Raw genomic sequence first — 13,323 nt, forward strand, 5'->3', positions numbered from 1 at the left:
GATGATCACTATATTTTTTAGTGTTAAGGGCTTACACTATAGCCAGTTTTTTACCCATATTATGATTGATTATGATCGACCCTAAGTTACTCAGAAATAATATTGAAGTCGTTAATGCAGCTTTGGCAAAACGTGGTGTTCAGTTAGATGTTCAAGAATGGGCATCTTTAGAGACTCGCCGTAAAGACTTGCAATCAAAAACTGAAAAGTTACAGGCAGAGCGAAATGCCGGTGCTAAACAAGTGGGTCAGATTAAAAAATCCGGTGGTGATGCTTCTGAAATCATGGCACGTATGCAAGCCATTGGTGATGAAATTAAAGCTGCCGAAGTTGCTTTATCAGAGCTACAAAACGAGATTGAGCAAAAAGCGCTTAGCATTCCTAACTTGCCGGACGAATCTGTACCAGCTGGTAAAGATGAAAATGATAACGTTGAAATCTCAAAATGGGGTACACCTCGTCAGTTCGATTTTGAAATCAAAGATCATACTGATTTAGGCGAGTGGATGGGCGGACTAGAGTTTGAAACTGCCACTAAACTCACAGGCTCACGTTTTAGTGTGTTGAAGGGACCTTTAGCTCGTCTACAACGTGCTTTAACTCAGTTCATGCTCGATACCCATACTTTAAAAAATGGTTATACCGAAGCGTATGTGCCTTATTTGGTAAATGCTGATTCATTACGTGGGACAGGTCAGTTACCAAAATTTGAAGAAGATCTATTTAAACTTCAAGGTGAAAAAGAATACTACCTCATCCCTACAGCAGAAGTTCCAGTCACTAACTTTGTCCGTGATGAAATTATTGATGCAGATCGCTTACCATTAAAATATGCGGCCCATACACCATGTTTCCGTAGTGAAGCGGGTTCTTATGGTCGTGATACACGTGGTTTAATTCGTCAGCACCAATTTGACAAAGTTGAAATGGTGCAAATCGTTAAGCCTGAAACATCTATGCAGGCACTTGAAGAGCTTACTGCACATGCTGAGGGCATTTTACAGGCGCTTGGTTTGCCTTACCGCAAAATTTTGCTCTGTGGTGGTGATATGGGCTTCGGTGCGACTAAAACTTATGATTTAGAAGTTTGGGTTCCAAGTCAAAATACTTACCGTGAAATTTCAAGCTGCTCTAATATGGGTGATTTCCAGGCACGTCGTATGAAAGCACGCTACCGTATGGATCAGAAGAAGACCGAATTGGTGCACACTCTAAATGGTTCAGGCCTTGCTGTAGGGCGTACTTTACTTGCAGTAATGGAAAACTACCAACGCGAAGACGGTTCAATTGAGATTCCAGAAGTATTACGCCCATATATGGGTGGTGCAACGTTTATTGATTAAGCTTTGCATCTAAATTGTGCACGGTTTTTGCTTAAACATAGTCAGATGATTGATGTAGAGGTTTAAGGTGGATATTTTTCCAATCTCTTTGAAGTTGCAGCAGCAACGTTGTCTGATTGTGGGCGGAGGGCATATTGCTTTACGCAAGGCAACCTTATTAGCTAAGGTAGGAGCAATAATTGATGTTGTTGCTCCTGCAATTGAAGATCAGCTTCTGCAATTAATTACAACAACAGGCGGTGTGTCGTTTATTGAAGCTTTTACTGAAAAGTTTTTAAGTACACCCTATCGTTTAGTTATTGCAGCGACCAATGACGCAGAAGTAAATAAAACAGTTTTTGAGCAGTGTGAAGCGCGCAATTTACTTGTAAATAGCGTCGATGATATTCCACATTGCCGTTTTATGGTGCCTGCGATTATTGATCGATCTCCATTAATTGTTTCAGTGGCTTCAAATGGAACATCTCCTGTTCTATCTCGTCAAATCCGTACCCAGTTAGAAACCTCTATTCCACACGGCATGGGCAAGTTAGCTGAGTTTTCAGGAAAATGGCGCAATCAGGTTAAAGAAAAAATTTCTAATCCAGATGAGCGCCGTATATTTTGGGAAAACTTGTATGCAAGCCCCTTAAAAGAACAAGTTTTTAATGACAATCTAGATGTTGCCGATAGCATGCTTGAACAAGCACTGCAGGAGTGGAAAGCGCCTAAAGGCGAGGTTTATTTGGTGGGTGCAGGTCCTGGTGATCCTGAACTCATTACTTTAAAAGCTTTGCGTTTAATGCAGCAAGCTGATGTAGTCATTTATGACCGCCTTGTTTCTGCACCTATTTTAGAATTGTGCCGTCGAGACGCAACAAAAATATATGTGGGTAAAGCGCGTTCTAACCATAGTGTTCCTCAAGAAGGTATTAATGCATTATTGGTTGACTACGCGAAAAAAGGTAAACGTGTTTGCCGTTTAAAAGGGGGAGACCCTTTTATTTTTGGCCGTGGTGGTGAAGAGATCCAAGAGTTATTTCAAGCTGGCGTCCCATTTCAAGTTGTTCCCGGTATTACTGCTGCGTCAGGTTGTTCAGCTTATGCAGGTATTCCGCTTACCCATCGTGATTATGCCCAGAGTGTCCGCTTTCTTACAGGCCATCTAAAAGAAGGTTCTCCTGAGTTACCGTGGAATGAGCTGGTATACGAAAACCAGACATTAGTACTGTATATGGGGTTGGTGGGATTAGAGCGTATTTGTGAGCAGCTGATTGCTCATGGGCAACGTCCAGATATGCCAGTTGCATTAATTTCAAAGGGTACGACACCTGAACAGAAGGTTGTGGTGGGGTCACTTGCTGATATTGCATCTAAAGTGACAGAACATCAAATTCATGCGCCGACACTCACAATTATTGGTGAGGTTGTACGTTTGCGTGAACAGTTACAGTGGAATTAGTAGGCTTATTGATATCTGCAAAAGAGATGTAATTATTGCCTGAGCTAACCAATAAGTAATTTAAGTGAGTAATTAAGTGATTCATGTTGTTCTATACGAGCCTGAGATTCCTGCTAACACAGGTAATATTATTCGTCTATGCGCGAATACAGGCGCTCAATTGCATTTAGTTAAGCCTTTAGGCTTTGAACTTGATGATAAAAAGCTTAAACGTGCAGGGCTTGATTATCATGAATGGGCAAGAATGCAAATTTGGGACAACATAGAGCTTTGTCTTGCGGACTTAAAAGCAAAAGGTGTTGAGCATGTTTTTCCTTTAACTACGAAAGGTTCTGCTACGCCTCATACAGTTGATTTAAATAGACCTGTGGCTTTATTGATGGGGCCAGAAACACGCGGCTTGCCTGAACATGTTCGTCTGATGTTCCCTCAAGAACAATGGATTCGTTTACCAATGGCAGAAAACTCAAGAAGTTTAAACTTATCTAATGCAACTGCCGTAATTGTATATGAAGCATGGCGTCAGCAAGGCTTTAAAAAATTAGGTTAATTTCTTAAGTACTAAATAAAAATAAGGCCCTTAGTGGCCTTATTTTTATTCAAGCTTGCTCTAGCACTTTTTCATCATAAGTCATTTGGGCTGCTAAAACTTGCTCAATATTAGTTTCAGCCCACTCTTTTAACTGATACGCCATAGCAGCTACATTTTGCCCAAGTGGCGTGAGGGAATAATCGACACGAATAGGGGAAGTATCCTGAATTTTTCGTTCGATAAAACCGTCTCTCTCTAACATTTTTAGCTTCTGAGACAAGACCTTAGGTGAGATCCCTTCAATATTTTTTTTAAGTAAGTTGAAGTGCTGAGTTTCATGCTCAAGAATATTTAAGATGAGTAAAACCCATTTGTCTGCAATTTTTTCAAAAAACAGTCGAGCAGGGCAATGTTGTTGAAAAATATTATATTTTAGACATTCATTCATCTAATTTACCCTCTCTTTTCTAAAAAAAATAGGATAGTTACCAAATGGTAACTAATTGACACCTAGTATCTAAAATATATCATTAAATGGAATTTAATAAAACATAGGTTTTCTTCCATGTCTAATTCTAATATTGCGGTTGTATATTTCTCAGGTTATGGCCACACTAAAGTAGTGGCTGAAACTTTTGCTAATGAAATTAATGCTCAACTTATCCAGATTGATCAGGAAGGTAATATCACTGAGCAAGATTGGGAAACATTGAATAATGCAAAAGGTATTGTGTTTGGTGCGCCGACTTATATGGGTACAGCACCATGGCAATTTAAAAAATTTGCTGATGCAACTTCAAAGGTTTGGTTCACACGTGGTTGGCAAGATAAAGTATTTGCAGGCTTTACGAATAGTGCAAGTTTAAATGGGGATAAACAAGTTACGCTTATCCAGCTGCAAACTTTAGCATCACAGCATGGTGGCATTTGGGTGAGTCTGGGTTTATTGCCAGCGAATACAAAAGATGCAACACGTGAAGATGTAAACAACTTAGGCGGTTCGGTAGGGCTTTTAGTTCAATCACCTTCGGATGCAAGTGTAGATGAAATTCCAACAGGAGATTTGGAAACAGCTAAAGTTTATGCAAAACGTGTGCAAGCCATTGTAAATAAAATATATGGTTAATGAGTCCATAAAAAAGGCGCTTTTAAGCGCCTTTTTTATTATTCATGTTCATTATGTTGAGGAGCATTATATTTAAAGCCTTTGGTTTTATAGGCAAGATAACCTACCCCAAACACTGCCCAAGCTAAGCCAATTTGCAAAGCAAGCTTGTCAATTTCTAACCACATTAAGAACACACTAGCAAAGCCAAGCGTTGGTACAATAATGTAATTAATAATATCTTTGATAGATTTGTTTTTACCATCTCTCAGCGCGTAGCGCGAAATCACCGAGAAGTTTACAAAACTAAAAGCAGTTAAGGCCCCGAAACTAATTAAGTTAACAATATGTTCAAGGTCTAAAAAGCCAGCAGATAATGCAACTACACCAACAATAAGAATATTGTAAGTCGGAGTATGCAATCTTGGGCTAATATGACCAAACAGCTTTTTATTGATAACCCCATCACGGCCCATTACATACATTAAGCGAGATACACCAGCATGTGCTGAAATACCGGATGCCATTACTGCAACTACAGCAAAATATAAAACTAATGTTTTAAATGCAATGCTGCCAATTGCTGCAACCATAACAGGTTGTGATTCATCTAACGGTTTAAAATAGATGTTTGGGTTGCTAGGGAAATACAACTGGATAAAGTAAGTGCTTACGATAAAAATAATACCTGCAAGCAATGCTGTTGAGAAAATTGCTTTTGGAAGTGTTTTTTCAGCATCTTTAGTTTCTTCTGCAAGTGAAGATAAAGCATCAAAACCTGTAAAAGAAAAGCACAGTACTGTTGCACCACCAATCAAAGCACTAATAGAAGTCATATCATTCCAAAAAGGAGTTAATGACCATAATTCGGCTTTATCGGGATTAAGCGTACCATCAGCATATACGCCTTGGGTAAGGAGAATATATACTTGATAAACAAAGTAAAAAATAACACCAAGTTGAATAACCACAATTGTACTGTTAAAACGCGCGACAAAGCGTGCGCCAAATAAGTTAATCACAGTCATTAATGCAGTTAAGCCAATAACCCATAGCCAATTATTTACTTCTGGAAACAAAGCTCTTAAATAAATATCGGCCAAAATGATATTGACGAGTGGTGAAAGTAGATAGTCTAGCCAAGATGACCAACCCACCATAAAACCAACATTAGGGTGAATTGACTTTTGGGCGTAGGTATATGCTGATCCTGAAGAAGGATAGCGTTTGATCATGTGTCCATAACTGATCGACGTCAATAAAATTGCAACTAAGGCAAAGATATAAGAAGTAGGTACATGTCCACCACTTCGTTCTGATACTAAACCAAAAGTATCAAATAAAGTTAATGGCTGAATATAAGCTAAACCAATAATAATGATGTGCCAAAGCACAAGATTCTTTTGAAGTTTAGCTGTTGGTTTAGTCCCAGATAAGTTTGTCAACGGCGTTATCCTCATAATCGTTGATCAAGGATCAGCTTGGTGTTAAGGATCGTTTGAGACGAACGATCCCCCCTACATAAAAGATAAAGTGCGCCAATCTATCCTAAATTGATGCAAATTGTCAGTACTTTCGTGGATTTTTTAGCAAATTTTTTGCCATATTTCCAAAGAAAATGATGAATAAAAATTCATAGATATAAAAAAGGTCTGATTTGTCATAAAAATCAGACCTTTAGCTTTTTGCTTTAGATATCTAAATCTTAACTTACCAAGCTTTTTGTAAGATCTCTCGTAGATCTTTTAAGCTTGCTTCTTTAGGATTATAAATAATTGAGCCATCATTTAGTGCTTTCTCTGCCACTTCATCAAGCTGTGCTTCAGTAACTTTACCTGTTTCACGTAAGGTACGTGGTAATTTGGTTAAGCTAAATAAACGATCACGCATTGCTAAAATAGTTGCGATTGCTCTGTCTGCACGCTGAGTAGCAGGAGTCTGGGCATAAATATCCGCACCTGCAAGTGGTAATAACAACTCGCCAATTTTCTGACCATTGACTTGTTTATTGTACTCAAGCACATAAGGTAAGAATAAGTTCATGCACAGCCCGTGGGGCAGGTGAGCAACTGCACCTAATGCATGTCCTAATGAGTGTACAAGGCCTACCATCGAGTTAGAGAATGCGATACCTGCCATTGTAGAAGCTTGTGCAAGTTCTAAACGACCTTGTGAGTCATTTGGATTTTCTAAGACATTAAATAGATTTTCGCTAATCTTTTTAATACCTGCACTTGCATAGGCATCGCTGAGTGGGTTGGCTGCCATACAGGTGTATGCTTCAACACAATGTGTTAACGCATCCATACCCGTCATTGCAGTTAAGTGAGGTGGTAAAGTTAATGTCATGCGTGGATCTAAAATCGCAGCATGTGGCATTAAGTAATATGAAGCAAATGCCAATTTAACATTCTTTTGTGTATCAGACACAACAGCAACCATGGTCACTTCAGATCCCGTACCTGATGTAGTCGGGATGACGAAAAATGGTTTTAATGGTTTTGGTAGGTTGTGTGCACCAGAATATTGAAGAAGATCATCTCCACCTTCTGATACTAAAATGTTAGTTGCTTTAGAGGTATCGATAACAGAACCACCACCCACAGCAATAATCGCATCACATTTATTTGTGCGATAAGCTTCCGCGGCAAGTCGAACAACTTCAAGGCTTGAGTCTGGTGGAACATCATCAAAAACATGACCAATGACTGCATCAGTTGTGCTAAAAGCAGCTTCAATAGGGTTTAACAAGCCATTTGCACGAACACCTTTATCGGTAATGATAAGAGGGCGTTTTGCACCTAAAGTCGCAAGTTCAAACGGAATATGTTCTAAAGCAGCATTACCGGCAATGACTTTTACAGGACAAAAGAATTCGTAATATGGTTTAGCCATGTTATGCGCTCCGCTTGAAGTAAGACTTAGCTACTTTTAAATAAATATTTGCAGCCTGGTTGAATTTTTCTTTTAGGGTAAGTTCAGTTGGGTATTCTTTAACAGCGAGTGAAGCCACCAATTTCGGTAAAATGAGAGACTCCATTTTATTGAGGCAGCGAACTAAACGAATTGCTGCGGATACATCACCATCAGCAATCATACGGTCATTTGCAAAGGCTTGAGCAGTACTTTCCTGAAAAGAGAAAACCAAAAAAGCATGAGTTACATGCTTAAACGTAATGGTTAAATCAGGCTTTTTTTCCGCTCTTTTCAGCAGTTCTAATTGTTTATCTTCTGTCACTCGTGCAAAAAATGCTGGTCCATTTGGGAAGACATTCATTGAAAGTACAAAGTGAACAGGAAATTTAGACACTTCCTCTTGTATTTCACTATCTACTTGACTCGCCATGACTAAGCCTCGACCAACAACGTCCATCATGAGCTTAACGTAGGCAAGTTGCAGAGTGGGCTTTACAGCTTTTGTCGAAATCACTTGCTATCCCTTCTTAAAATTATACAAAAGCAAATTTAGAGTAATTACTCTAATATATTTTTATTCCATCTCAAAATCATTTATTCAATTTTGACTTCTGGGTCATTAAAGTACCCAGTAGCTTTAATATACTCAATAAAGTCCTGACAAAGTTGTTCAAATGATGGATATGGAGTCACTAAATCTTGTATGCGGACCATTTCTAGCCCTGCATAACCACATGGGTTGATGGTTTGAAAACCAGTTAGAGCACAGTCCAAGTTTAGGGCTAAACCGTGATAACTACGTCCACGGCGAATTTTGAAGCCTAATGAACCAATCTTTCTGCCATCCACATAAACGCCTGGTGCATCAGGCTTTGCATATGCTTCAATGTTATATTTCTTTAAAACATCTATCATAAATTGTTCAGCAAAACTGACCAATGTGCGTACATTCCATTTCAGTCGATTAAGGTCAAACATAAAGTAAGCGACGAGTTGACCAGGACCATGCCATGTCACTTGTCCACCACGGTCAGTTTGTACCACAGGAATGTTTGATGGAATCAGAATATGTTCTGGTTTTCCAGCCTGACCTTGAGTTAGTACTTCATGATGCTGGAGTAACCACAGCTCGTCTGCTGTATTTTCATCACGTTGATTGGTCAGGTTCTTCATCGATTCGAATTTGCTTTGATAATCTTGTAAATCGTTCCACTGACGAATAATCAAAGTGGGTTTATCAAGGCTCATTAAACATTTTCCTGTGCATGGTACTTAACAGAAGGGAAGTCTCTCAACTTTTAAATTATGAGAGTATGCTCTTGATGAGTTTAAAGTATTTTGCCTAAGCGGTTCTAAATATTTGTAATTATTTCTATAAAGATTGGTATAAATAAAAATGCCATGACATTAAATTTGTCATGGCATTTTAAAATTAAAGCGCAGTTCTTATTTGCGGACAAGCAGCCAAGTCTGCATACAAAGCATGCACTTGTTCCAATTCATCAAAGCGTAATTGCGCGGTTAATGAATGGTATTTGCCTGTACGTGATTCTTGTACTTTTAACGTTGTTTGGTCAAAGTCAGGAAAATGTTTCACTAGAATATCAACGACAGCTATACGTAATTCTTCACCCGCATCGCCAATGAGTTTAATTGGATAGTCCATTGGAAATACCCAAAGGTCTTCACGGAGTTCGCGAGATGGAGTGCGGTCTAACATAAGTAACCTCATCATGTGAAACGCCTGCATCATCGCAGGCGTTTATAGCTCTTTCTATTAAATGGGGACTAGTCTCGAAATTTCAAGATTTCAAAAATTAGTCATTCTCTAGGAAAGAACGCAAGTGTTCAGAACGAGAAGGGTGACGTAATTTACGCAATGCTTTCGCTTCAATCTGACGAATACGCTCACGTGTTACATCAAACTGCTTACCTACTTCTTCTAAAGTATGATCGGTTGGCATATCAATACCAAAACGCATCTTCAATACTTTTGCTTCACGTTCAGTTAAGTTTTCTAAAACTTCACGAGTTGCTTCTTTTAAGCCTTCTGAAGTCGCAGCATCAATTGGAGAAGTGATGTTCTGGTCTTCAATGAAATCGCCAAGATGCGAATCTTCATCATCACCGATTGGAGTTTCCATTGAAATTGGTTCTTTCGCAATTTTAAGAACCTTACGAACTTTAACCTCATCCATTTCTAAGCGTTCACCTAACTCTTCAGGAGTAGGTTCACGGCCCATTTCCTGTAATAATTGACGCGATACACGGTTAATTTTGTTAATCGTTTCAATCATGTGTACAGGAATACGAATTGTACGAGCCTGATCGGCAATAGAACGGGTAATTGCCTGACGAATCCACCAAGTCGCATAAGTCGAGAATTTATAACCACGACGATATTCAAACTTGTCTACGGCTTTCATCAAACCAATGTTCCCTTCTTGAATCAAGTCAAGGAACTGTAAACCACGGTTGGTATATTTTTTCGCAATCGAAATTACCAAACGAAGGTTGGCCTCTACCATTTCTTTTTTCGCACGACGAGCTTTGGCTTCACCAATTGCCATACGTTTAGAAATATCTTTAATTTCACTAACGTTTAGGCCAAGCTCTTTTTCGATATCTGCAATTTTTTGCTGGAAGGCTAAAACATCAGGACGAACTTTTTCCAAGTGAGCCTTGATTTCAGCTGGAGCTTTAGCAATTTGTTCATCTAACCAAGCAGGATTAGATTCCTGTTTCGGGAAAGATGTACGGAACTGGTTACGGTCCATACGACCACGACGTACTGCATAACGCATAATTTCACGTTCATTGGCACGAATTTGTTCATGAGTTCCGCGAATCATTTCTGAAATGATGTCAAATAAACGTGGAGTAAATTTAAACATCATAAATACAGTTGCTAAAGACTCAAGAGCTTCATTTGCTTCAGGGCTATTACGGCCATGTTTTTCGATGACAGCTTTAGTTTGAGCCCATGCAGCTTCTAATTCAGCAAAACGAACTTTTGCAACTTCAGGGTCTGGACCTGAATCACCTTCAGAATCATCATCACCTTCAGACTCTTCTTCTTCATCGTCATCATCAAGCTTAACTTCTTTCGTTGACTTTGTAGATGATTCGTCTTCTTCCTCAAGCTCTTCAACATCTTCTAAAACTTCAGGAATATCTTCATCAGTTTCAGGGTCTAAATAACCAGATAAGATATCGGCAAGACGGCGTTCGCCAGTTAAAAAATCATTATATTCTTTTAATACAACTTCAACAGCATTTGGCCAGTAAGCGATTGAGTTCAAGACATCACGAATGCCTTCTTCAATACGTTTAGCAATGCTGATTTCACCTTCACGGGTTAACAGTTCTACTGTACCCATTTCACGCATGTACATACGTACAGGGTCTGTCGTACGTCCAGGCTCATTTTCAACAGATGCAAGTACGGCAGCAGCTTCTTCTTCAGCAACTTCATCAGTTGCATCAGCTGATTCGCCGAACATGGTATCGTCAGATTCAGGTGCACGCTCGTGTACAGGAATACCAACGTCTTGAAGCATCTGGATGATGTCTTCAATCTGTTCGCTTTCAGTAATCGAGTCCGGCAGATGATCGTTAACCTCAGCGTAAGTTAAGTAACCTTGTTCTTTGCCTCGGCTAATCAGAGCCGCTACTTGAGAAGTAGGGGAATGCATATCGCTCATCTTTGCTTACTCTTTGTTGAATCTGTGGCAGTGAAAAACCGTGCATGATAGCACAATTTGCTTGAAATGTTTGGGCTTTGATCGGTGACCGTTAAATAAAAAATATCTTTGAATTCACGACTATTTTTTGAATATTGGGCTAAAATCATTTTTTTCAAGGTTAAATCATAGAAAAATTTGTAGAAATCTTCGCTTATCAAAAGATTGTTCTGTTTTATAAATACACAATTTTTTGGGTGAAAAAAAGTACAAATGAGCAATTAAATGAAAAAAATATAAATAAAACTTGACAAGGAAAAGTAAGACAGATAAATAGCGGCTAGACCCATTCACATTTTTTCATTATGAGGTAGTTTTAGTGTCTTCTACAGATTTTGAACTAGATGATAACTACGGCGATGATGATGATGTCGGTTTTGATGAGTCATCAGGCAAAATCAGTGCAAAAGAATCGTTGGAAAAACGTAGATTAATTGATGATCTATTGGCACAGCGCCGTTTAGAGCGTGAGTTAAAAGATTTCGATTATGATTTAGACGATGATGATCTTGATGACGAAGACTAATCAAAACTAAATAGGGCATCGTCAGCTTAAGTGCTATGCTATCGTCAATTTCTTTTTAAAGTCAGGTAACACACAATGAGTGCATTAGATTTAGACCAATTAAGTGAATATCTAGATGGAGACCACAATGAGTATGGTCTAGACTTTGCTGCAACTCATGGATTTTTGTGTGCAATTGCAGTAGGCCCTCAGTTTGACCGTTGGTTAGATGAATTGTTCGAAGGTAACCAGAAAAAGGTTCCGGCTGAAATTATTCAACAAATCAAGGTTTGGCTAGAGTCGATTCGTCAAGATTTAGCAAATGAAAATGGGATTGAATTTCCATTTGAAGTTGAAGAAGCTGACGTTGAATCAAGCCTAGGCGATTGGAGTGTAGGGTTTGTTGATGCAATGTTCTTAAACGAAGAGGCTTGGTTTGCCCCTGAGTATGAAGAACAATTGGTTGATTTGACTTTACCGATCATGGTTTTTAGCGGAATTGATGAAGAAGATCCACAGATGGAATCTTTCCGTCGCAATGGACAGTTAATGGATGAACTGGCAGAAGAAATCCCAGATAATTTGAATGAGTTATATTTGATGTACCATACTCCAAATTAATTTATTAGAAGAAATAATAAATAACGTCCTTTCTAGGGCGTTTTTTATTGTCAGAATTTATTTGTATGAATTAAAAAAAGGCATCTAGAAAACTAAATGCCTTTTTTGAAACTCTATTAAATCTTATAGACGTTTACGTTTAGCGGCAGCAATTTGTGATTGGCGCATACGGAAACCAGCTTTTTGTTTTTCAGTGGTTTTATCAATACAGTACAAGCAAGAAACACCATGTTCATAGCTTGGTAGCGCAGACTCTTCAGGAGTTAAAGGCCAGCCACAAGCATGACATTTAATGTTTGCACCTTCTTCAACACCATGAGTTACAGCAGTACGTCCATCAAATACGAAACATTCACCTTCCCAAAGGCTTTCATCAGGAGGAGTTTCTTCTAAATATTTAAGAATACCGCCTTTAAGGTGGTAAACCTCTTTAAAGCCCTCTTGAAGAAGTAAAGAAGTTGATTTTTCGCAGCGAATACCGCCCGTACAGAACATCGCGATTTTCTTATCTTTATGTTGTTCTAACTCTTTTTTTACATATTCAGGAAATTCGCGGAAAGTTTCTGTTTTTGGATCAATCGCACCTTTGAAAGTTCCGGCTTTATATTCATAATCATTACGTGTGTCGATTAGAATCACATCATCACGTGCAATAAGCTCATTCCATTCTTTAGGATCAAGATAGTGACCCACTAAATCACGAGGTTTTACTTCAACGCCTAAAGTCACGATTTCTTTTTTAAGCTTGATTTTCATTTTACGGAAAGGTTTGTCAGAACTATGGGATTCTTTATATTCCATAGCGTTAAAACCTTCGTTTAACAAAAATTGATGAATCGTATCAATTGCTTCACGGTCACCAGCAACAGTACCATTAATTCCTTCACCTGCTACAATCAGAGTTCCGCAAAGGTTAATTGTTTTCACTAAGTCTAAAAGACGTTGTTGAAGATCAGCTGGATCTTGAACTTCTTTAAATTGATATAGTGCTGCAACAACCCAACCCGCGGTCGCTTGCTGTTCTACAGGTGCAAGCTGTTCTACAGTAGCGTTCATGGAAAACTCCAAATGTATTAAGATAGAAATTTAAGGCGCATATTTTAGCGCGAAAATTCGT

General features: G+C 38.7%; 14 protein-coding genes. 6 read left to right on the forward strand and 8 right to left on the reverse strand.

The genetic code is table 11. The annotated features are described in order from the left end of the window. Positions 1–71: 71 nt before the first annotated feature. The 3 genes from serS (at position 72) to MKL36_RS06315 (ending at position 3,334) form a co-directional block, all read left to right on the forward strand. Positions 72–1,343 carry a serine--tRNA ligase gene (serS, locus tag MKL36_RS06305; RefSeq protein ID WP_000566834.1) on the forward strand — a complete coding sequence of 424 codons (1,272 nt, stop codon included), beginning with the start codon at positions 72–74 and terminating at the stop codon, positions 1,341–1,343. 67 nt (positions 1,344–1,410) lie between these two features. Continuing rightward, complete coding sequence (cysG, locus tag MKL36_RS06310) at positions 1,411–2,784, forward strand: siroheme synthase CysG (protein WP_021511329.1); 1,374 nt, start codon at positions 1,411–1,413, stop codon at positions 2,782–2,784. A gap of 76 nt (positions 2,785–2,860) precedes the next feature. Continuing rightward, complete coding sequence (locus tag MKL36_RS06315; RefSeq protein WP_000582207.1) at positions 2,861–3,334, forward strand: tRNA (cytidine(34)-2'-O)-methyltransferase; 474 nt, start codon at positions 2,861–2,863, stop codon at positions 3,332–3,334. Between the two features lie 49 nt (positions 3,335–3,383). On the opposite strand, the gene MKL36_RS06320 is transcribed toward MKL36_RS06315, so the two are convergent. Then, positions 3,384–3,764 carry a winged helix-turn-helix transcriptional regulator gene (locus tag MKL36_RS06320; protein ID WP_001001262.1) on the reverse strand — a complete coding sequence of 127 codons (381 nt, stop codon included), beginning with the start codon at positions 3,762–3,764 and terminating at the stop codon, positions 3,384–3,386. 117 nt (positions 3,765–3,881) lie between these two features. Between MKL36_RS06320 and MKL36_RS06325 the strand changes: the two genes are divergently transcribed. Beyond that, positions 3,882–4,442, forward strand: coding sequence for a flavodoxin family protein (locus MKL36_RS06325; protein WP_000071874.1), 561 nt, complete (start codon positions 3,882–3,884; stop codon positions 4,440–4,442). 38 nt (positions 4,443–4,480) lie between these two features. Here MKL36_RS06325 and MKL36_RS06330 read toward each other — a convergent pair whose 3' ends face one another. The 6 genes from MKL36_RS06330 to rpoD all read right to left on the reverse strand — a co-directional run bounded on the left by MKL36_RS06330 (position 4,481) and on the right by rpoD (position 11,041). Then, complete coding sequence (locus MKL36_RS06330) at positions 4,481–5,866, reverse strand: APC family permease (protein ID WP_000183443.1); 1,386 nt, start codon at positions 5,864–5,866, stop codon at positions 4,481–4,483. Between the two features lie 265 nt (positions 5,867–6,131). Then, positions 6,132–7,316, reverse strand: a complete 1,185-nt coding sequence (locus tag MKL36_RS06335; protein WP_001118410.1) for an iron-containing alcohol dehydrogenase — start codon at positions 7,314–7,316, stop codon at positions 6,132–6,134. Between the two features lies 1 nt (position 7,317). Continuing rightward, the gene (locus MKL36_RS06340) at positions 7,318–7,851 is read right to left on the reverse strand and encodes a hypothetical protein (RefSeq protein ID WP_000626048.1); all 534 of its coding nucleotides are present in this window, start codon (positions 7,849–7,851) and stop codon (positions 7,318–7,320) included. Positions 7,852–7,931: 80 nt separating this feature from the next. Beyond that, on the reverse strand, positions 7,932–8,585 hold the full coding sequence (lipB, locus tag MKL36_RS06345; RefSeq protein WP_000050858.1) for a lipoyl(octanoyl) transferase LipB: 654 nt from the start codon (positions 8,583–8,585) through the stop codon (positions 7,932–7,934). Positions 8,586–8,769: 184 nt separating this feature from the next. Continuing rightward, positions 8,770–9,057 carry a YbeD family protein gene (locus MKL36_RS06350; protein ID WP_000887099.1) on the reverse strand — a complete coding sequence of 96 codons (288 nt, stop codon included), beginning with the start codon at positions 9,055–9,057 and terminating at the stop codon, positions 8,770–8,772. A 97-nt stretch (positions 9,058–9,154) separates the two neighbouring features. Next, positions 9,155–11,041, reverse strand: a complete 1,887-nt coding sequence (rpoD, locus tag MKL36_RS06355; protein ID WP_001281941.1) for an RNA polymerase sigma factor RpoD — start codon at positions 11,039–11,041, stop codon at positions 9,155–9,157. 358 nt (positions 11,042–11,399) lie between these two features. On the opposite strand from rpoD, the gene MKL36_RS06360 reads away from it, so the two are divergent. Together MKL36_RS06360 and MKL36_RS06365 are read left to right on the forward strand one after the other, a co-directional pair. Beyond that, positions 11,400–11,606, forward strand: a complete 207-nt coding sequence (locus MKL36_RS06360) for a PA3496 family putative envelope integrity protein (RefSeq protein ID WP_000099358.1) — start codon at positions 11,400–11,402, stop codon at positions 11,604–11,606. A gap of 75 nt (positions 11,607–11,681) precedes the next feature. Further along, positions 11,682–12,206, forward strand: coding sequence for a YecA/YgfB family protein (locus MKL36_RS06365; protein ID WP_001274941.1), 525 nt, complete (start codon positions 11,682–11,684; stop codon positions 12,204–12,206). Between the two features lie 123 nt (positions 12,207–12,329). Here the strand turns inward: MKL36_RS06365 and trhO are convergent, their stop codons facing one another. Next, positions 12,330–13,262: an oxygen-dependent tRNA uridine(34) hydroxylase TrhO gene (trhO, locus tag MKL36_RS06370; protein ID WP_000994655.1), complete on the reverse strand. Its 933-nt coding sequence runs from the start codon at positions 13,260–13,262 to the stop codon at positions 12,330–12,332. Positions 13,263–13,323: the final 61 nt, after the last annotated feature.

It is taken from the genome of Acinetobacter sp. AOR12_HL (assembly GCF_027855275.1).
Classification (GTDB): domain Bacteria; phylum Pseudomonadota; class Gammaproteobacteria; order Pseudomonadales; family Moraxellaceae; genus Acinetobacter; species Acinetobacter baumannii.